The organism is Streptomyces solicamelliae (genome assembly GCF_045348655.1).
Taxonomy (GTDB): domain Bacteria; phylum Actinomycetota; class Actinomycetes; order Streptomycetales; family Streptomycetaceae; genus Streptomyces; species Streptomyces solicamelliae.
Genome location: NZ_CP160404.1, coordinates 3,058,808 through 3,075,581, shown reverse-complemented (window position 1 = coordinate 3,075,581; position 16,774 = coordinate 3,058,808). Strand labels below are relative to the sequence as shown.

Sequence of the window (16,774 nt, the reverse complement as noted above, 5' to 3'; positions counted from 1 at the left end):
ACGGCCCCGCGCCGTGCCCCTACCGCCCCCAGTACTCCGGCGTTCGCCGCTCCACGAAGCTCGCCACCCCCTCGTTCGCATCCCGGGTTGTCATGTTGAGCTCCTGGGCCGCGGCCTCCGCCGCGAAGGCGGTGGTGCGGTCGGTGTCCAGGGAGGCGTTGACGAGCTGCTTCGTCAGCGCGAGCGCCCGCGTCGGGCCCTGGGCGAGGCGCTCCGCCCACGCGCGGGCCGTCTTCTCCAGCTCCTCCGCCGCGACGACGCGGTTCACGAGCCCCAGGCGTTCCGCGTCCCCCGCCTCCAGCGCGTCGCCGAAGAACATCAGCTCCTTCGCCCGCTGCGGCCCGATCAGCCGCGGCAGCAGATACGCGCCGCCGCCGTCCGGCACGAGACCGCGCCGTACGAACACCTCGATGAACCGCGCGCCCTCCGCCGCCACCACCAGGTCGCAGGCGAACGCCAGATGCGCGCCGATCCCGGCCGCCGTGCCGTTGACCGCCGCGAGCACCGGCTTCTCGCAGTCCAGGACCGCGGCGACGAACCGCTGCGCGCCCCGCCGGATCGTCCGCGCCACGTCTCCCGTCACCCGGTCCCCGCCGGACGGCGCGCCCCGCAGGTCGGCGCCCGCGCAGAAGCCCTTGCCGGTGGCGGTGATCACGACCGCGCGGACGTCCGGGTCGGCGGAGGCGTCCTCAAGGAGCGCGATGATCCGCTCCCGCTGGTCCCAGGTGACGGCGTTCATGGCCTCGGGCCGGTTGAGCGTGATCCAGGAGACATCCCGCTCGACCCGGTGCAGTACCTCGTCCACGTACGACTCGCCTCCTCAGCGGCACACGGCCAGCGCGTCGAGCGCCACCGCGCCCTGCCCGCGCGGCAGCACCATGAGCGGATTGATGTCCAGCTCGGACAGTTCCCCGTCCAGCTCCAGGGCCATGCGCTGCACCCGCAGCACGACCTCCACCAGCGCGTCCACGTCCGCCGGCGGCGCGCCGCGCACGCCGTCGAGCAGGGCTCGGCCGCGGAGTTCGGCGAGCATGTCGCGGGCCTGGGCCTCGCCGAAGGGCGGTACGCGGACGGCGGTGTCGTTCAGCACCTCGACGAGTACGCCGCCCAGGCCGACGGTCACGGTCGGCCCGAAGAGGGCGTCGCGCGTCACGCCCACCACCATCTCGACGCCCTTCGCGACCATCTGGCAGACCAGGATGCCGTCGAGGTCGACGCCCTCGTAGCGGGCGATGTCGGTGAGGTCGCGGTACGCGTCGCGGACCTGGCTCGCGGAGGTCAGCCCGACCTTGACCAGGCCGAGTTCGGTCTTGTGCGCGAGCTGCGTGCCGGACGCCTTCATGACGACGGGGTAGCCCACGAGACCGGCCGCCCGCACGGCCGCGGCCGCGCTGGTCACCAGCTGCTCGCGCGGCACCCGGATCCCGTACGCCCGCAGCAGCTGCTTCGCCGCGTGCTCGCTCAGCCGGTGGCCGGGCCGCATCAGGGCCTGGGCCTTGCGGAAGGACGGGGACGGGGTGCGCGGGGCCTCGTCGAAGGGGGAGCGGTAGGCGGCGGTGAACCGGTGGTGGCCGAGGTGGGCGCGGACGGCGGTGATGCAGTTCGCGAAGGTGCGGAAGGTGGCGACGCGGGAGGAGCCGAGGAGGGTACGGCGGTACGCGTCCTCCGTGCCGACGGGCGAGCCCCAGACGACGCACACCAGCTTGTCGGTGGTCTCGGCGGCGTCGACGAGGTCCTGCGCGAGCTTGTCGCTCATGGGCGGGAAGGGGCCGGTGATCGGACAGATCAGCACGCCCACGTCGGGGTCGGCGAGGATCGCGTCGATGATCTTCCGCCCGCGCCAGTCGCCGACGGGATGCCCCCCGTTGTCGACGGGATTGGCCACGTTCAAATAGTCGGGTATCCACTGATGCAGCTCGTCCTGCTTGGCGGCGCCGAGGGTTGGCAGGCTCAGGCCGGCGGCGGTGGCGAGATCGGCGAAGTGGGCGCCGGTGCCGCCGGAGATGGAGTACACGACGACGCCGTCGGCGACGGGCCGGTGGGCGCGGGCGAGCAGCGCGGCGGTGTCCTGGAGCTCGTCGAGCCCGTCGACCCGGATGACGCCGTACTGCCGCATGGCGGCGTCGACGACCTGGTCGGCGCCGGTGAGCTTGCCGGTGTGGGAGGCGGCGGTCCGGGCGCCGGTCTCGGTGCGGCCGACCTTGACGGCGACGACGGGGACGCCGGCGCGGGCGGCGCGGTCGGCGGCGAGCAGGAAGGACCGCCCGTCCTTGAGCCCTTCGACGTAGCAGGCGATGGCCCCGACCTCGGGCCGGGTCGCGAAGTACGAGATGAAGTCCGCGGTCTCCAGGTCGGCCTCGTTGCCGGTGGGCGCCCAGTGGGAGAGCCGCACGCCCAGCTCCTGCAGGGTGAAGACGGGCCGCCCCTGATGCCCGGACTGCGTGATGAGCGCGACGGCGGGCCCGTCGAGATCCTCCCGGAACTCCTCGAACGCATTGAGATTCGTATTGGGCCCGAGCAACCGCACGCCGGACCCCTTGACCGCCTCCGCGAGCCGTTCCTGAGCAGCGGCCCCCTCCGCGCCGGTCTCGGCGAAGCCGGAGGCGAAGGCGACGGCGAACCTCACCTTGGCCTCGGCGAGTTCGGCGACGAGCGGCAGCGGGTCGGCGACGAGCAGCACAGCGAGATCGACGGTCTCGGGCAGCGCGGCGACGGAGGCGGCACAGGGAATCCCGAACACGCTCTCCCGCCGCGGATGCACCGGATGCACCCGCGCCCCCACCCGCTCGGCCCACGCCAGCAACTGCCGCGTGATCCCGGTGTTGGGCCGCCCCTCGGCGTCCGACGCCCCCACGACGGCCACCGACTCCGGCCGGAAGAACCGGTCGAGGTCCGGCACGGCCGCGTACAGGTCCCGCCCACTGACGTCCACGTCCCCGGGCACGGCCGCAACCCCGTGCACGACGACCCCGCGCTCCTCCCCGCAGGCCACCACGCGGGCGCGCAGATCGGTGGTGAAGGTGCCGTGTGTCGAACCAAGCATCGTTCCGCCGCCCTCCTGAACACTGAACTGACGCACAGTCAGATTACAAGTCTGACGGCCAGTCAGGAACAGTCGTGCAGCGATCGTGCTCCAGCCGCGCGGTCACCGGCGCTACAACCCTCGGCGGTTCACCCTCGCCAACGTGGGTACGACCTGGGTGGCGAAGGACGGCCTCGTCGGGCCGCCCGCGCCGAGCGACGGCACGAGGCACGCCCCTCCCGTACGGTTTCCGTCCGGTGCGAGCGTCTCTAGGGCGCCACGGGGCCCTTGATGCCGGGGACGCGTACACCTTCTCCCCTGGTGCTGGAGCCTCTGAGCGCCGGTCTGGAGCGCGTGTCGGCCCGTGTCGCGACCCCGGACCTTGAGGGGCTGGACATGGACCCCGTGGACGACGAGGTCGAGGTCTCCGTGACGACTGACTACTAGCGCCTTGAGGCGGCGTGCTTCGCGATGTGCGCGGCGATGCGTTCGGCGTCGTGGGCGAGTTCGCGGAGCATGCCGCTGATGGGGTTGGTGAAGCCGGTGAAGTACAGGCCGGGGGCGTTCGGGGGTGACTTGGGGCCGCGGGTGGTCGGGCGGCCGCGGTCGTCGAGGACGTCGAGGTGGCCGACCAGGGGCTCCAGGGCGCGGCGGTAGCCGGTGGCGGCGATCACCGTGTCGGGGGTGAGGCGGGTGCCGTCCGCCAGGACGACCTCCCGGCCGTCGAACGACTCCACGGCGGCGACCGGCTCCACGCGGCCCGAGCGGATCGCGTCGATCAGGCCCACGTCCTGGACCGGGATCGCGCCCTCGCGGACGCGGGAGTACAGGCCCGTGTCCGGGCGGGGCAGGCCGTGGGCGGTGAGGTCCGGGATCGACAGGCGGGCGATCAGCTCGCCCGCCTTGTCCACCAGCCGTACCGGCAGGCGGCGCACCAGGATGCCGGTGCGCTGGGCCGGCCAGCCCACCGTCGAACGGCGCACGATGTGCGGGGCCGTGCGCACCGCGAGCCGGACCCGCGCCGCGCCGCCCTCCGCCAGGTCCGCCGCGATCTCCGCGCCGGTGTTCCCGACGCCGACGACCAGCACGTCCTTGTCCGTGTAAGGGGCCGGGTTGCGGTACGCGCTCGCGTGCAGCAGCTCGCCCTCGTAGGCCTCCGCGCCCGGCCACTCCGGCAGCTTCGGCGTGTGGTTGAAGCCCGTCGCGACCACGACCGCGCGGCCCGTCAGCCGCCGCCCGCCCGTCGCGTGCAGCACCCATGTGCCGTCGTCCGCGCGCTCGACCCGGTCGACCTCGACGCCGGTGACCGTCTCGAGTTCGTGCACCTCCGCGTACTTCTCCAGGTACCGCACCACGTCCGCGCGGGCGACCCAGCGGCCGAACGCCCGCGGTATCGGCAGCCCGGGGAGCGCGGAGAGGCGGCGCGTGGTGTGCAGGCGGAGCCGGTCGTAGTGGGTGCGCCAGGACGCCCCGACGGCATCGGACTTCTCGAGGACGACCGCGCGCACGCCCCGGGCCCGGAGCGCCGCCGCCGCGGCGAGTCCGCCCGGCCCGCCGCCGATGACGTAGACGGGGTGGACGGAGTGATCGTGGGAGGTGGTGACCATGACTTCCGAGCGTAATGACGTGGTCACCTCATGGGTCTCGGTCAAGACGGGAATCGGTTGCGAATCGGTCACGCCCGTGGGGTTTTCGTGTGCCCCGTGCGCGGCTCTTGCGTCCGGGGCCGCCCGTCCGGTGAACTGACGTACCGTCAGATTTCCTCGTTCACGGCAAGGAGGGCCCATGCAGACCGTCTGGCTCACCGGCGCCGAGTGGCTCGCCGTGCTTCGTATCGGTCTCGGTCTGTGGTGGCTGGAGAGCTGGCGCCACAAGGACCGCAAGGGCTGGTTCGAGCGCGGTACCGGCATAGCCTGGGCCGCCGACGTCGCCGGCAGGCACCGCTGGGGGTTCGTGCGGACCGGCTTCGAGCGGATCGTCGCGCCGCGCCCCAGGCTCATGGCGTACGTCGTCGTCTACGCCGAACTCGCCCTCGGGCTCGGGCTCGTCCTCGGGTTCCTCACCCCGGTCGCCCTGGTCGGCGGGCTGCTGCTCAACCTGCTGTATCTCGTCCTGATGATCCACGACTGGGCCGAGCAGGGGCAGAACGCGATGATGGCGCTGATCTCGTTCGTCGCCCTCTTCGCCGTGTCCTGGCAGACCTGGTCCCTCGACCGCCTGTGGGGGGTCTTCTGATGGCTCCGCCCCCGCCCCGGTACGACCTGCCCGACGTCGACGCCTTCAGCCGCGTCTACTGGGACGCCGCCGTCGACGGGAAGCTGCTCCTCCGGCGGTGTGCCGCATGCGCCGAGGCCCACCACTACCCGCGCGAGTTCTGCCCGTTCTGCTGGAGCGACGACGTCGCCTGGGAGGCGGCGAGCGGGCGGGCCACGCTGTACACCTGGTCCGTCGTGCACCGCAACGACCTGCCGCCGTTCGGTGAGCGCGTCCCGTACGTCGCCGCGGTCGTCGACCTCGACGAAGGGCCGCGGATGATGACCGAGGTCGTCGACTGCCCGGAGGACGAGCTGCGGATCGGGAGGGCGCTGCGGGTCGCGTTCCGAGAGGCGGACGACGGGTCGGCCGTCCCCGTGTTCGTGCCCGCCTGAGCGCCCCTACGGCCAGAGCAGTTCGCGCATCCACGCCTCGCCCTCACGCCGGTAGCGGAGCCGTACGTGCCGTCGCCGCTCGTCGCCCTGGAAGAACTCGACCTCCAGCGGTTCCAGCACGTACGCCGTCCACGTCTCCGGCTCCGCGTCCGGCTCCCGCCGGGCCCGCTCCCAGGCCGCCCCGCTCGCCGCCGCCAGGGTGTCCAGGTCCGGCAGCGGCTCGCTCTGCCGGCCGACCAGCGCCGCGGCCAGCGCGCCCGTGGAACGGGCGTGCAGATCCGCGTACGCCTCCTCGGGCGTGCCGGTCGAGACCCGGCCCCTGACCCGGACCTGCCGGCCCTGGGCGGGCCAGTAGAAGCCCAGCGCCGCCTCGGGGCGGGCGGCCAGCTGACGGCCCTTCGCGCTGGTCGCGTGCGAGGCGAAGTGTCAGCCGCGGGCGTCCGCGTCGTGCAGCATCAGCGTCCGCACGTCCGGCAGTCCGGCCTCGTCCACCGTCGCCAGGTGCATGGTGTGCGGCTCGACCGCGCCGGCCGCGGCCGCCTCGACGAACCAGGACCGGAAGAGCGTCACCGGCTCGGCGGGCACGGCCGCCGGGTCGAAGGCGGGGAGGTCGGTGTCCCACACGCGGAGGGCGCGCAGCGCGGCGTGGAAGGCACCGGGTTCGTCGTGGTCGTTCATGGCCCGACCCTACGCGTCGGGGCGCGGGGGCCGCGGGCCTGCCCGGCACGGCGGCCTCGGGCCCGGCGGTCCCGCCGGGCCCGGGCGGCTGCGGGACCCGCCAGCGCCCGCCCCGCCCCGCTGTCACACACCGGCCGGCAGGCCGTACGCCGGGTACTCCTTCACCGGTACCGCGTGCGCGCCCGCCTGGATCTCGTCGCGGATCTTCTTCGCGATCAGGTTCTTCCACGGCGTCCTCGGCAGCGTGCGGACCATGAACATCCGCAGCGCGATCTTCCACTTCCGGTCGACCGTCAGCTCCTTGACGAAGCTCTCCGCCATCCGCTGGTTCCGCTCCACGCCCGGCCGCAGCACCCGCTCGTACGCGGCGAAGGCGGTCCGGTGGTCGCCGCGCGCCGCCGCCAGCTCGCCGGCCAGCGTGTACGCGCCGAGCAGGGCGAGCCCGGTGCCCTGGCCGGAGGCCGGGGAGGCGCAGTGGGCGGCGTCGCCGAGCAGCACGACCCGGCCCTTCGACCAGCGGTCCATCTCCACCAGGGAGATCGCGTCGAAGTAGAAGTCGTCGGCGTCCGCCGCGTGCCGCATCAGCCGGGGGAGCTCCCAGCGGCCGTCCGCGAAGGCGTCGGCGAGCAGGCGCTTCTGCGCGGCCGTGTCCCGGTGGTCGTGGGGGAGTTCCTCGGGGGAGGCGAAGACGAAGAGGTTCTTGGCGTCGGTCTCGCCGGCCGAGCTGTACACGCAGGTCAGCCGGCCGGGGGCGGCGTGGTACGTCTCCCAGCGGTCCAGGACCAGATGGTTCGGCGCGGTGAAGATCGAGATGTACGCGCCGAGGTGGCGCCTGTACCGCTCCTCCGGGCCGAAGACGAGGCGGCGGGTGTGCGAGTGCATGCCGTCCGCGCCGACCACCAGGTCGAAGCGCCGCGTCGGGCCGCTCTCGAAGGTGACGTCGACACCGTCGGCGTCCTCGGCGAGGGCCGCGATCGAGTCGTCGAAGAGGTACTCGACGTCGTCGCGGGTCCGGTCGTGCAGGATCCGGGCCAGCTCGCCGCGCATGATCTCGTCGTCGTCCTCTGCCCGGCCGCCGAAGATCTCGGCCGGCAGCTCGCCGATCGTGCGGCCCGCGTCGTCGACGTACGAACCGCCCCGCATGTCCGTGGAGTTGGCGCGGACCTCGTCGAGGATCCCCATCCGGCGGCAGACCTCGATCGCGGTGCCGCGGATGTCGACCTTGTAGCCGCCGGTGCGCAGTTCGGGGGCGCGCTCGACGACGGTCGGGACGAAGCCGTACCGGTGCAGCCAGTACGCGAGCGCGGGGCCGGCGATCGAGGCGCCGGAGATCAGGACGGTCTTGGCGGGGGTGGAGGCGGAGGCGGAGGTGGTGCGCGTCATGGCAGGACTCCTCGTCGATGGGTGCGGGCGTTCCCCTGCCCGCACCGACGACTGTACGGATGTCTTACACATCTGTCTATGACGCTTGTATAAATTCCTCGGGCCGGCTCTCCGTGAGACCTCCGCGAGGCTCAGCCGCGCCCCAGCACCACCGTCCCCGACGAGCAGAACCAGCCCCCCGTCCCCGAGGCCACCGCCAGCTCCGGCAGGCTTCCGTCCGCCCGCCGCACCTGCCGCCCGTTCGCCTCGCCGCGCAGCTGCCGCACCGCCTCCACCAGCAGGAACAGCCCCCGCATTCCGGGGTGGCAGGCCGACAGGCCGCCTCCGTCGGTGTTCACCGGCAGCCCGCCGCCGTCCACCGTCAGCCGGCCCTTCTCGGCGAACGCGCCGCCCTCGCCCTTGGCGCAGAAGCCCAGGTCCTCCAGGGTCACGAGGGTCATGTACGTGAAGGCGTCGTAGATCTGGGCGAGGTCGACGTCGGCGGGCGTGACCCCGGCCCGCTCGAAGGCCAGCCGGCCGCTGACGGCCGCCGGGGAGACGGTGAAGTCCTCCCACTCCGACATCGTGGTGTGCGAGACGTGCTCGCCCGTGCCGAGCACCCAGACCGGCGCCCGCGCCGTGTCCGGTACGTACTCCTCGGCGGCGAGCAGCACCGCGCAGCCGCCGTCGCTGCGGATACAGCAGTGCAGCTTGGTGAACGGGTCGGCGATCATCGGCCCGGACAGCACCTCGTCGACCGTGATCGGCTCGCGGAACATCGCCTCCGGGTTGAGCGCCGCGTTCGCCCGCGCCTGCACCGCGACCTCGGCGAGCTGCTCCAGGGTGGTCCCGTACTCGTGCATGTGGCGGCGGGCCGCCATCGCGTACTTGGCGATGAGCGTGTGCCCGTACGGCACCTCGTACTGCAGCGGCCCGCGCGCCCCGAAGGAGAGGTTCGAGGTGCGCCGGCGGGCCTTGATGTCGGCGCGTGCGGTGGAGCCGTACGCGAGCAGCACGGCGTTCGCGTGACCGGCGGCGATGGCGTCGGCGGCGTGCGCGGCCATGACCTCCCAGGTGGCCCCGCCGACGGCGGTCGAGTCCACCCAGCGGGGCCGCAGCCCCAGGTACTCGGCGACCTCGACCGGCGCGAGCGTCCCGAGCCCGGCGGACCCGAGCCCGTCGACGAGCGACCGGTCGAGCCCGCTGTCCGCGAGCGCCCGCCGGGCGGCCTGGGCGTGCAGGGCGTAGGGGGTGGCCTCGTCGACGCGTCCGCAGTCGGAGAGGGCGATGCCGACGACGGCGACGCGTCGACCGGCGCGGTTCCGTGGAGTGGTGGGCATGAATCTGACGGTACATCAGATCCGGGCGGGCGCACCGGTCGCGGCCGGGTTCGTCCCACCCCTGTGCATTCCCGTTTCCCCGCCCTAACATGACGGCCCGTCAGATACGGAGGGAGCTCCATGGACGCCGCCTTCACCGGGGAGCAGGAAGAGATCCGCCGCACCCTGCGGGAACTGCTCGCCAAACGGTCCGGGCCCGACGAGGTGCGGGCGGCGGTCGACACCGCCGCCGGGTACGACCCCGAGCTGTGGCAGCGGCTCGCCGAGCGGCTCGGGCTGCCGGGGCTCGCGCTGCCGGAGGAGTACGGCGGTGCCGGCTGCGGCCCCGCCGAGCTCGCGCTCGCCTGCGAGGAGACCGGGCGGGCCCTCGCCCCCTCGCCGCTGCTCGCCACCGCGGTGCTCGCCGCGCCGCTGATCGCCGTGCTCGGGACCGCCGAGCAGTGCGCCGAACTGCTGCCGAAGGTGGCCTCCGGGGCGCTCACCGCCGCTCTGGCCGTGCCCGGCGGCTCGCTCGCCGTGGCCCTCGGGCTCACCGGCGGGGACCCGGACTGGGCGGGTGACGGGCGGGCCGGCGGGATGCAGGCCCGGCCGACCCGGGACGGCTGGACGCTGTACGGGGAGGCCGGCCAGGTCCTCGACGGGCACAGCGCCGACCTGCTCCTGGTCGCCGCCCACACCGGCGGCTTCGCCCGCAGCCGCACCCTGGTCTTCCTGGTCCGCGCGGACGCGCCGGGGCTCACCCGGGTCCGCCGTACCGCCCTCGACGGCACCCGCCCACAGGCGACCGTCGAACTGCGCGACGTGCCGGCCGAGTTGCTCGGCACCGACCCGGCCGACGTGGCCGGGGCCCTGGCCTCCGTCGGGCGGACCGCGGCCGCGGTCGTCGCCGCCGAGGCGGTCGGTGTCGCGGCCCACTGCCTGGACCGCACGGTCGCGTACGTGCGCACCCGCGAGCAGTTCGGCCGGCCGGTCGGCTCCTTCCAGGCCGTCAAGCACCGGCTCGCCGACCTGTACGTACAGCTCCAGGCGGCCCGCTCGGCGGCGTACTACGCGGCCTGGGACGCCGGCCGGCCCGGCCCCGGCGAGCCCGGGGCCGCCACGCTCGCGCTCGCGCAGTGCCTGGAGACCGCGCGGGCCGTCACCGGCGAGACGATCCAGCTGCACGGCGGCATCGGCTTCACCTGGGAGCACGAGGCGCACCTGTACTTCAAACGGGCGAGCGCCGACGAGCTGCTCTTCGGCCCGGTGCACCGGCTGCGCGCGGCCGCGGCCCGCAGCGCCGGGCTGTTCGACGGGCACGGGAGCGGGAAGGGGGCGGCGGCCTGATGGCGACCGGATCCGGAGCAGGAGCAGGACTGCGTCTGCTGCAGAAGGTGTCCTCCACGCGGACCTTCGCGAGGATCGCCCCGCATTTCATCCCCGCGATGGACCGCACGGTCCACCGGCTGACCCGCGGCAAGGTGATACTGAGCGCCCGGATGCTGCCCGGGGTGATCCTCACGGCGCACGGCGCGAAGTCGGGGCTGCCGCGGACCACGCCGCTGGCCTGCATGCCGGAGGACTCCGGTACGAGCTGGATCCTGGTCGGCTCGAACTTCGGCCGCCCGGGGCATCCCGCGTGGACGGCGAACCTGCTGGCCCATCCGGACGCGGAGGTGAGCTGGCGCGGCGAGACGATCCCGGTGCGCGCGGAGCGGCTGACGGGGGAGGAGCGGGCCGCCGCCTGGCAGGCCGTCCTCGGCTTCTGGCCGCCTTACGCGACGTACCAGGCGCGGGTGGAACGGGAGATCAGACTGTTCCGCCTCAGGCGCCGTTGAGCGCGGGGACGGGAACGCCGACGGCGGTCGTGAGCGTGATGCGGACCGCCGTCGGCGCGACAGGACGTCAGGACGTGGGGTGGTGCGTGCGGGCTCCGGCCCTACTTCGTCGGCTTCTTGCCCGTGATCCCGAGGTGCACCAACAGGGCCAGGTTCGGCTTCAGTTCGGCCTGCTTGACGCCCCAGGTCTGGAAGCCCTTCTGGTGGCCGGCCACCGAGGCGAGCATCGCGACGAGCGAGCCGGCCATCGCCGCCGGGCTCACGTCCTTGTCGACCTTGCCCTTGGCCTGGAGCTCCTTCACCGCGTCCGTAAGGGAGTTGGTGACCGAGTTCAGGATCTTCATGCGGATCTTGTAGAACCGCTTGTCGCCCTCCGCGGCACCGAGGTCCACCACGCGCAGGATGGCGTCGTGCTTGCGCCAGAAGTCCAGGAAGCCCTCGACGAGGTCCTCGGAGGTCTGCCAGCCCGCCTTGCCGACCCAGGAGCGGCCGGAGACCAGATCGGTCAACCCCGCGCCCTCCTTGGCCATTTCCTCCGCGAGTTCGAGGACGGCGCCCTCGACGTCGGGGAAGTACTGGTAGAACGTCGCGGGCGAAGTGCCCGCCTTCCGGGCCACGTCGATCACCTTGACGTCCCGGTACGGAGAGGAGCTGAGCATCTCGCTGAGGCAGTCGAGCAGCTTCTGCCGCGTCGCCTGACCGCGCCGACCGGCCACGCGGCCGTCGACGGTGCGTACTTGTCCTGTCATGCCGTCAGCTTACCGAGGGGTGTTCGGGGCGCGATTCGACCGACTGCAAATGGGGTGCACCCCCGGGAGCGCTCCCGGAGCGCACCGGTCCGGGGCCTCGGGCGGCGCTCACCTCCGCGAACGCGAATAGGCTTATTAACAGCCTGTGGACAACGTCGGTGGACAACCATGCTGTCAAATGTTCGATATCAGGGGGTGCGGGGTGATTCGCCCCGACCTAGCGTGGACACCGGATACCGGTATCTGGAAGGAACCACGCCCATGGCCGTATTCGCAGAGGGCACGCCGTGCTGGGTGGACGTGCAGCTCCCCGACCTCGAGGCGGGCAAGCGCTTCTACGGCGAACTCTTCGGCTGGACCTTCGACCCGGCCACCGGCGAGGCCCGCGTCGACGGCCGGCGCGCGGCCGGGCTGGTGCCCAAGCGGGACGGGCGGATGCCCACCACCTGGACGGTCTACCTGGCCACCGCGGACGCCGGGGTCCTCGCCCGGCGGATCAAGGCGGCCGGCGGCCGGATGGTGATGGAGCCGTACCCCGTCGGGCCGTACGGGGTGGTGGCGCTGGCCGCCGACCCCGGCGGGGCGGTGTTCGGGCTGCGGCAGGGCGGCGAGCGCGACGACGGCTTCCAGACCCACATGGAGCCCGGCTCCTTCTGCTGGATGGAGGTCTACACCCGGGAGAAGGACGCCGTGGACACCTTCTACGCGGCCGTCTTCGGCTATGTCGCCCAGGACCTCGCCGAGGGCGGCCTCGACTACCGGGTCTGGTCCCCGCCGGGCTCGCGGCCCGGCGACGACTCCTCGTTCGGCGGCCGCGCGCTGATCACCGACGCCTTCCCCGCCGAGATGCCCGGCCACGTCCTCGTGTACTTCGCCGTCGAGGACACCGACGCGGCCTGCGCCGCGACCGTCCGGATGGGCGGCCGGATCACCAACGAGCCCTTCGACACCCCGCACGGCCGCATCGCCGTCCTCACCGACAACCAGGGCGCGCGGTTCGGCGTCCTCGCGGAGCCGACGGGCGGGAAGCCCGCGAAGCGGGAGACGCCGGAGAAGCGCGAGCCGCAGGAGTCGCCGGAGCCGCAGGAGTCGAGGCAGGAGAAAGCGGAACCGCCGGAGAAGAGCGCACCGGGTGCCGAGGAGGGTACGGAATCCGGGGGCGACGCGGCCGCGAAACCGGATTCCGGGACCCCCGCTCCCGCCGAAGCAGCGAAAACGGCCGAAAAGTCCGCTGAAAAGCCCGACGATATGACCTAGGACACCCCGATCCGCCCCCGGGTTCGCAACCGCCGCCCCGGACAGGAAGAATCAGGGGGCGACGGGGCCGTACAGTCATGGCCCGTACGGGGAGGTGGCAGGCAAGTGGAGCAGCTGACGCAGCACGACCCGAGGCGGATCGGTCCCTTCGAGGTGCTGGGCCGGCTCGGCGCCGGAGGCATGGGCCTGGTCTATCTCGCGCGGTCGGCGTCCGGCCGGCGCGTGGCGATCAAGACCGTGCGCACGGAGCTCGCCGAGGACCAGCTGTTCCGCGTCCGGTTCACGCGCGAGGTGGAGGCCGCCCGCGCGGTCTCCGGTTTCTACACCGCGGCCGTGGTGGACGCCGACCCCCGGGCCGCCGTGCCCTGGCTGGCCACCGCGTACGTGCCCGCGCCCTCGCTCGAGGAGATAGTGAACGAGTGCGGGCCGCTCCCGGCCCAGGCGGTGCGCTGGCTCGCGGCCGGCGTCGCCGAGGCCCTGCAGTCCATCCACGGCGCGGGCCTGGTCCACCGCGACCTCAAGCCGTCCAACGTCCTCGTCGTCGAGGACGGCCCCCGGGTGATCGACTTCGGCATCGCGTCCGGCGTCTCCAACACCCGGCTGACCATGACCAACGTGGCCGTCGGCACGCCCGCGTACATGTCGCCCGAGCAGGCCCGCGACTCGCGCAGCGTCACCGGCGCCAGCGACGTGTTCTCGCTCGGCTCGATGCTGGTCTTCGCCGCCACCGGACACGCGCCGTACCACGGCGCGAACCCGGTCGAGACGGTGTTCATGCTGCTCCGCGAGGGCCCGGACCTGGCCGGTCTGCCCGACGAGCTGCGCCCGCTGATCGAGTCCTGCATGCAGATGGACGTCTCGCTGCGGCCCAGCCCCGCCGATCTGCAGGCCCAGCTCGCCCCGCACCTCTTCGGCCCCGGCAGCGACGACAGCGGCACCGCCTCGGCCTGGCTGCCGCAGCGCGCCGTCGCCATGATCGAGACCCGGCGCGGCGGCCGCCCCAGCCCGCAGCCCCCCGCGGGCAACGGCCCGTCCGGCCGGCCCCCGACGCCGCCGCCCCCGCCGGGCCCGCCGCCGACCGGGCCGCACCACGGCGACCCGCGCGCCCCCGCACCCGTGGGCGTCGGCGGCGGCCGGCACGCCGGGCCCGCCGAGTCCGCGCACCACGACGGCCCGGTGCGGCTGGCCGGCGCCGCCGTGCCGATCGGTCCCGGCCCCCGGGTCGCCGACACCCGCGCCTCGGTCGTCGCCGACACCGGCCCGGCCACCGGCTGGATCCGCCCGCCCGGCGCGGAGCCCGGCCCCGCGCCCGGTTCCCGGCCGCTGCCCGCACCGGCCCGCCCGACCGAGCCGCCGGCCACGCCCGAGCCCGGTCACTGGCGGCCCTGGCGGTTCCGCATGTCGAACGACGTCTGGGGCACCCCGGTCGTCGACGGCGAGCTGCTCTACGTCACCTCGTTCGAGGTGCACGCCCTCGACACCGGCAGCGGCCGCCGCCAGTTCAAGACGCGGGACGTCGCCTGGTCGATGGCGGTCGCCCAGGGCCGCATCCACGCCTCCGACGGGCCCTCGCTGTACGCGCTCGACGCCGCCGACGGCGTCGAGCGCTGGCGGACCGGCACGGACGCCTGGGTGTACTCGCTCAAGGTCGACCGCGGCACCCTCGTCACCGGCACCCGCGGCGGCGGTGTGCAGGGCTGGGAGGCGTCCAACGGCGCGAAGCTGTGGGAGCTGAGCGGCGCGCAGACCGACTTCGAGACCCCCGAGGCCGGCCCGGCGGTGCACGGCGACACCGTGTACGTGTGGCGGAACGCCCGCCTCCAGGCGCTGGACGCGCGCTCCGGCACGGAGCGCTGGTCGTACCCGATCGGCGACGCCGCGTCCTGCGGGAACGTGCCGGTCCGGGTGGCCCCGGCGGAGGACGGCTGCGTGTACGTCGCGGCCGGCACCCGCGTGCTGTCCATCGACATCGCCGGCGGCCACGTCCGCTGGCACTTCGAGGCCCCCGCGGTCTTCCTGTCCCCGCCCGCGTTCGTGCCCGGCCCGGCGGTGACCGGCGGCGGCGTGTACCTGGCGGACTACCTCGGCACGGTGTACGCGCTGGACGCGACGACCGGCCAGGACCGCTGGCGGATCGCCACCGAGCAGCGCCAGTCCGGCGAGCCGGTCCTGGTGGACGCCGGCAACGTGCACGTGGCCAGCGGCAGCGCGCTGTACACGCTGGACGCGGTCACCGGCACGCCGAAGTGGCGGTTCCCGGCGGGCGGCGCGATCACCGGCAGCCCGGTGGTCGCCGACGGCCGGCTGCACTTCGGCTCCGCGGACCACGTGCTGTACACGCTGGACGCGGCCGGCGGCCAGCTCCGCTGGAAGCTGGCGACCGGCGGCGAGATCACCGGCTCGCCGGTGGCCCGCAACGGCGTCGTCTACGCCTGCAGCAAGGACCGCTGTGTGTACGCCCTGGACGCGGTGAAGGGCACGGCCACGGGACGGGGCGCCTCGCAGGCGCGCGCCTGAGGCCCTCCTACCGCGGCCGTCCGGGCGGCTGTCCGCCCCGGCCGCGGTCCTGGTCGTCCGGGGCGTCCCACTGCGGGACGTCCATGGTCCGCGTGGGCTCGCCGTACGCGCCGCCGTGCCCGTCGTCGTACGGGGACTCCGGCGGCCGCTGCGGGCCGTCCAGGGTGGGGTGCGTCGGGTACGGATGCGTCGGCTCCCCGATCCGGGTGCGGTGCGCGGCGTGGCGGCGGTGCGGGGTGTGGCGGCCCGGCATGACCACCGCGGCCAGGAGCAGCAGCAGCGCCCCACCGAAGGCCATCGCCACGCCGGGGCCCAGACCGGTCCCGTCGCTCGCGACGGCGAAGCTGCCCTCGGCCTGGCCGACGCGGACCGACCACAGGATCGTGAAGCCGAGCACGATCAGCCCGGAGAGGGCGACGAGCAGCCGGGAGCGCAGCACCAGACCCACCAGGGTCACCAGGGCGGCGAAGGCGAACGGCAGCAGCATCGAGCCGATGACCTCGGCGCGTACGTCGGTGATCCCGCCGAACAGGTCCTCGATGCGGTAGTCGCTGCCGTGACGGCCGTCGTACCAGGCACGGAAGGGGCTCCATACGGCGGCCGTCGCTCCGGCGAGCGCCAGGACCGAGCCGACGATGTTGCGGATCATCGCGCGGCCTCCTCGGGTCCGGCTCTCGGTCCCGACGCTACGCCGGGTGCGGGCGGCCCGCCACGCGGCGCTAGGGTGGCGCGGACACGTCAGGATGGAAGGGAGCGGGGCGCGGTGAAGGCAGGACGAAGGCTGCGGTTCGCGGCGGTGCTGGTGGTGGTCGTGCTGGCGCTGACCGGCTTCCAGTCCGGCAAGAGCAGCGGCGGCAGCGGCGGGAAGAGCCGCGGCAAGAGCAGCAGCGGGGGCGGCTGCTCCAGCTCCGAGAAGAAGAACCACGACTACGACGACTACGACGATGACCTCGGCAGCGACAGCGGCTCCGGCTCCGACGCGTACCCCACCGACTCCGGCCCGGCGCCCACCGTCACCTCCTCCTCCGCGCCGGCGACGGTGACCGTGGTGGATTGCGTGAAGCCTTCGCAGAAGAAGCGCAAAGGCCGTCCGGCCCGCAAGGCGGACACGACGGCGAGCGTCCGGATCACCTCGCGGGCGACCGTGACCGAGACCTTCCGCGTTGAGCTGGAGTTCCGCGACGCCGGCGGCATGGAGCGGGACGAGGCGGCCGAGACCGTGCTGCTCGAGCCGGGGCAGACGCTGACCTTCGACGTGCCGATGTCGTCGCCGTCGTCGGTCAATCAGGTCAGGAAGTGTGAAATCGCGGGCGTCAGCGTCCAGTAAGGTGACGTGCGCCCGTCAATACCCATGGAAGCGGGCGTTGAAACCTGCCTGCCCGCG

At 73.7% G+C, this 16,774-nt stretch carries 15 protein-coding genes and 1 pseudogene; 8 read left to right on the top strand and 8 right to left on the bottom strand.

All coding sequences use genetic code 11. The features are described 5' to 3' along the window. Positions 1–19 precede the first annotated feature (19 nt). Together ABZO31_RS14075 and ABZO31_RS14070 are read right to left on the bottom strand one after the other, a co-directional pair. Positions 20–739, bottom strand: a complete 720-nt coding sequence (locus ABZO31_RS14075) for an enoyl-CoA hydratase/isomerase family protein (RefSeq protein WP_406865352.1) — start codon at positions 737–739, stop codon at positions 20–22. Between the two features lie 81 nt (positions 740–820). Beyond that, complete coding sequence (locus ABZO31_RS14070; protein WP_406861522.1) at positions 821–3,043, bottom strand: acetate--CoA ligase family protein; 2,223 nt, start codon at positions 3,041–3,043, stop codon at positions 821–823. A 300-nt stretch (positions 3,044–3,343) separates the two neighbouring features. Here ABZO31_RS14070 and ABZO31_RS14065 point away from each other — a divergent pair, with 300 nt between their 5' ends. Next, positions 3,344–3,469 (top strand): hypothetical protein, encoded by a 126-nt coding sequence (locus ABZO31_RS14065; protein WP_406861521.1) that lies wholly within the window; start codon positions 3,344–3,346, stop codon positions 3,467–3,469. Here ABZO31_RS14065 and ABZO31_RS14060 read toward each other — a convergent pair. Next, positions 3,466–4,629, bottom strand: a complete 1,164-nt coding sequence (locus ABZO31_RS14060; RefSeq protein ID WP_406861520.1) for a flavin-containing monooxygenase — start codon at positions 4,627–4,629, stop codon at positions 3,466–3,468. The two genes, ABZO31_RS14065 and ABZO31_RS14060, sit on opposite strands and share 4 nt — an antisense overlap. Before the next feature lie 178 nt (positions 4,630–4,807). Between ABZO31_RS14060 and ABZO31_RS14055 the strand changes: the two genes are divergently transcribed. Next, positions 4,808–5,257: a DoxX family protein gene (locus tag ABZO31_RS14055; protein ID WP_406861519.1), complete on the top strand. Its 450-nt coding sequence runs from the start codon at positions 4,808–4,810 to the stop codon at positions 5,255–5,257. Further along, positions 5,257–5,670: a Zn-ribbon domain-containing OB-fold protein gene (locus ABZO31_RS14050; RefSeq protein ID WP_406861518.1), complete on the top strand. Its 414-nt coding sequence runs from the start codon at positions 5,257–5,259 to the stop codon at positions 5,668–5,670. The genes ABZO31_RS14055 and ABZO31_RS14050 overlap by 1 nt, the downstream gene beginning before the upstream one ends. A 6-nt stretch (positions 5,671–5,676) precedes the next feature. Here ABZO31_RS14050 and ABZO31_RS14045 read toward each other — a convergent pair. From ABZO31_RS14045 to ABZO31_RS14035, 3 genes and pseudogenes are all read right to left on the bottom strand, one after another. Then, positions 5,677–6,348: pseudogene (locus ABZO31_RS14045) on the bottom strand (pyridoxine/pyridoxamine 5'-phosphate oxidase). 123 nt (positions 6,349–6,471) lie between these two features. Beyond that, entirely contained in the window at positions 6,472–7,731 is a 1,260-nt protein-coding gene (locus tag ABZO31_RS14040) for an FAD-dependent monooxygenase (protein ID WP_406861517.1), read from the bottom strand. Between the two features lie 131 nt (positions 7,732–7,862). Further along, the gene (locus ABZO31_RS14035) at positions 7,863–9,050 is read right to left on the bottom strand and encodes a thiolase C-terminal domain-containing protein (protein WP_406861516.1); all 1,188 of its coding nucleotides are present in this window, start codon (positions 9,048–9,050) and stop codon (positions 7,863–7,865) included. Positions 9,051–9,170: 120 nt separating this feature from the next. Between ABZO31_RS14035 and ABZO31_RS14030 the strand changes: the two genes are divergently transcribed. Both ABZO31_RS14030 and ABZO31_RS14025 read left to right on the top strand, forming a co-directional pair. Continuing rightward, a complete protein-coding gene (locus ABZO31_RS14030; RefSeq protein WP_406861515.1) occupies positions 9,171–10,376 on the top strand; it encodes an acyl-CoA dehydrogenase family protein in 1,206 nt (401 codons plus the stop codon). Continuing rightward, positions 10,376–10,867, top strand: coding sequence for a nitroreductase family deazaflavin-dependent oxidoreductase (locus ABZO31_RS14025; protein WP_406861514.1), 492 nt, complete (start codon positions 10,376–10,378; stop codon positions 10,865–10,867). The genes ABZO31_RS14030 and ABZO31_RS14025 overlap by 1 nt, the downstream gene beginning before the upstream one ends. A gap of 101 nt (positions 10,868–10,968) precedes the next feature. On the opposite strand, the gene ABZO31_RS14020 is transcribed toward ABZO31_RS14025, so the two are convergent. Then, positions 10,969–11,616, bottom strand: coding sequence for a TetR family transcriptional regulator (locus tag ABZO31_RS14020; RefSeq protein WP_406861513.1), 648 nt, complete (start codon positions 11,614–11,616; stop codon positions 10,969–10,971). A 261-nt stretch (positions 11,617–11,877) separates the two neighbouring features. On the opposite strand from ABZO31_RS14020, the gene ABZO31_RS14015 reads away from it, so the two are divergent. Together ABZO31_RS14015 and ABZO31_RS14010 are read left to right on the top strand one after the other, a co-directional pair. Then, a complete protein-coding gene (locus ABZO31_RS14015) occupies positions 11,878–12,873 on the top strand; it encodes a VOC family protein (protein ID WP_406861512.1) in 996 nt (331 codons plus the stop codon). A 105-nt stretch (positions 12,874–12,978) separates the two neighbouring features. After that, entirely contained in the window at positions 12,979–15,390 is a 2,412-nt protein-coding gene (locus tag ABZO31_RS14010) for a PQQ-binding-like beta-propeller repeat protein (RefSeq protein WP_406861511.1), read from the top strand. Positions 15,391–15,397: 7 nt separating this feature from the next. On the opposite strand, the gene ABZO31_RS14005 is transcribed toward ABZO31_RS14010, so the two are convergent. Further along, entirely contained in the window at positions 15,398–16,039 is a 642-nt protein-coding gene (locus ABZO31_RS14005; RefSeq protein WP_406861510.1) for a hypothetical protein, read from the bottom strand. A 114-nt stretch (positions 16,040–16,153) separates the two neighbouring features. On the opposite strand from ABZO31_RS14005, the gene ABZO31_RS14000 reads away from it, so the two are divergent. Continuing rightward, positions 16,154–16,717 (top strand): hypothetical protein, encoded by a 564-nt coding sequence (locus tag ABZO31_RS14000; RefSeq protein WP_406861509.1) that lies wholly within the window; start codon positions 16,154–16,156, stop codon positions 16,715–16,717. Positions 16,718–16,774 lie beyond the last annotated feature (57 nt).

Excerpts from the sequence above, each read along its gene's own strand:
- ABZO31_RS14075 (WP_406865352.1), bottom strand. The coding sequence starts at position 739 with ATGAACGCCGTCACCTGGGACCAGCGGGAGCGGATCATCGCGCTCCTT.
- ABZO31_RS14070 (WP_406861522.1), bottom strand. The coding sequence starts at position 3,043 with ATGCTTGGTTCGACACACGGCACCTTCACCACCGATCTGCGCGCCCGC.
- ABZO31_RS14060 (WP_406861520.1), bottom strand. The coding sequence starts at position 4,629 with ATGGTCACCACCTCCCACGATCACTCCGTCCACCCCGTCTACGTCATC.
- ABZO31_RS14055 (WP_406861519.1), top strand. The coding sequence starts at position 4,808 with ATGCAGACCGTCTGGCTCACCGGCGCCGAGTGGCTCGCCGTGCTTCGT.
- ABZO31_RS14050 (WP_406861518.1), top strand. The coding sequence starts at position 5,257 with ATGGCTCCGCCCCCGCCCCGGTACGACCTGCCCGACGTCGACGCCTTC.
- ABZO31_RS14040 (WP_406861517.1), bottom strand. The coding sequence starts at position 7,731 with ATGACGCGCACCACCTCCGCCTCCGCCTCCACCCCCGCCAAGACCGTC.
- ABZO31_RS14035 (WP_406861516.1), bottom strand. The coding sequence starts at position 9,050 with ATGCCCACCACTCCACGGAACCGCGCCGGTCGACGCGTCGCCGTCGTC.
- ABZO31_RS14030 (WP_406861515.1), top strand. The coding sequence starts at position 9,171 with ATGGACGCCGCCTTCACCGGGGAGCAGGAAGAGATCCGCCGCACCCTG.
- ABZO31_RS14025 (WP_406861514.1), top strand. The coding sequence starts at position 10,376 with ATGGCGACCGGATCCGGAGCAGGAGCAGGACTGCGTCTGCTGCAGAAG.
- ABZO31_RS14020 (WP_406861513.1), bottom strand. The coding sequence starts at position 11,616 with ATGACAGGACAAGTACGCACCGTCGACGGCCGCGTGGCCGGTCGGCGC.
- ABZO31_RS14015 (WP_406861512.1), top strand. The coding sequence starts at position 11,878 with ATGGCCGTATTCGCAGAGGGCACGCCGTGCTGGGTGGACGTGCAGCTC.
- ABZO31_RS14005 (WP_406861510.1), bottom strand. The coding sequence starts at position 16,039 with ATGATCCGCAACATCGTCGGCTCGGTCCTGGCGCTCGCCGGAGCGACG.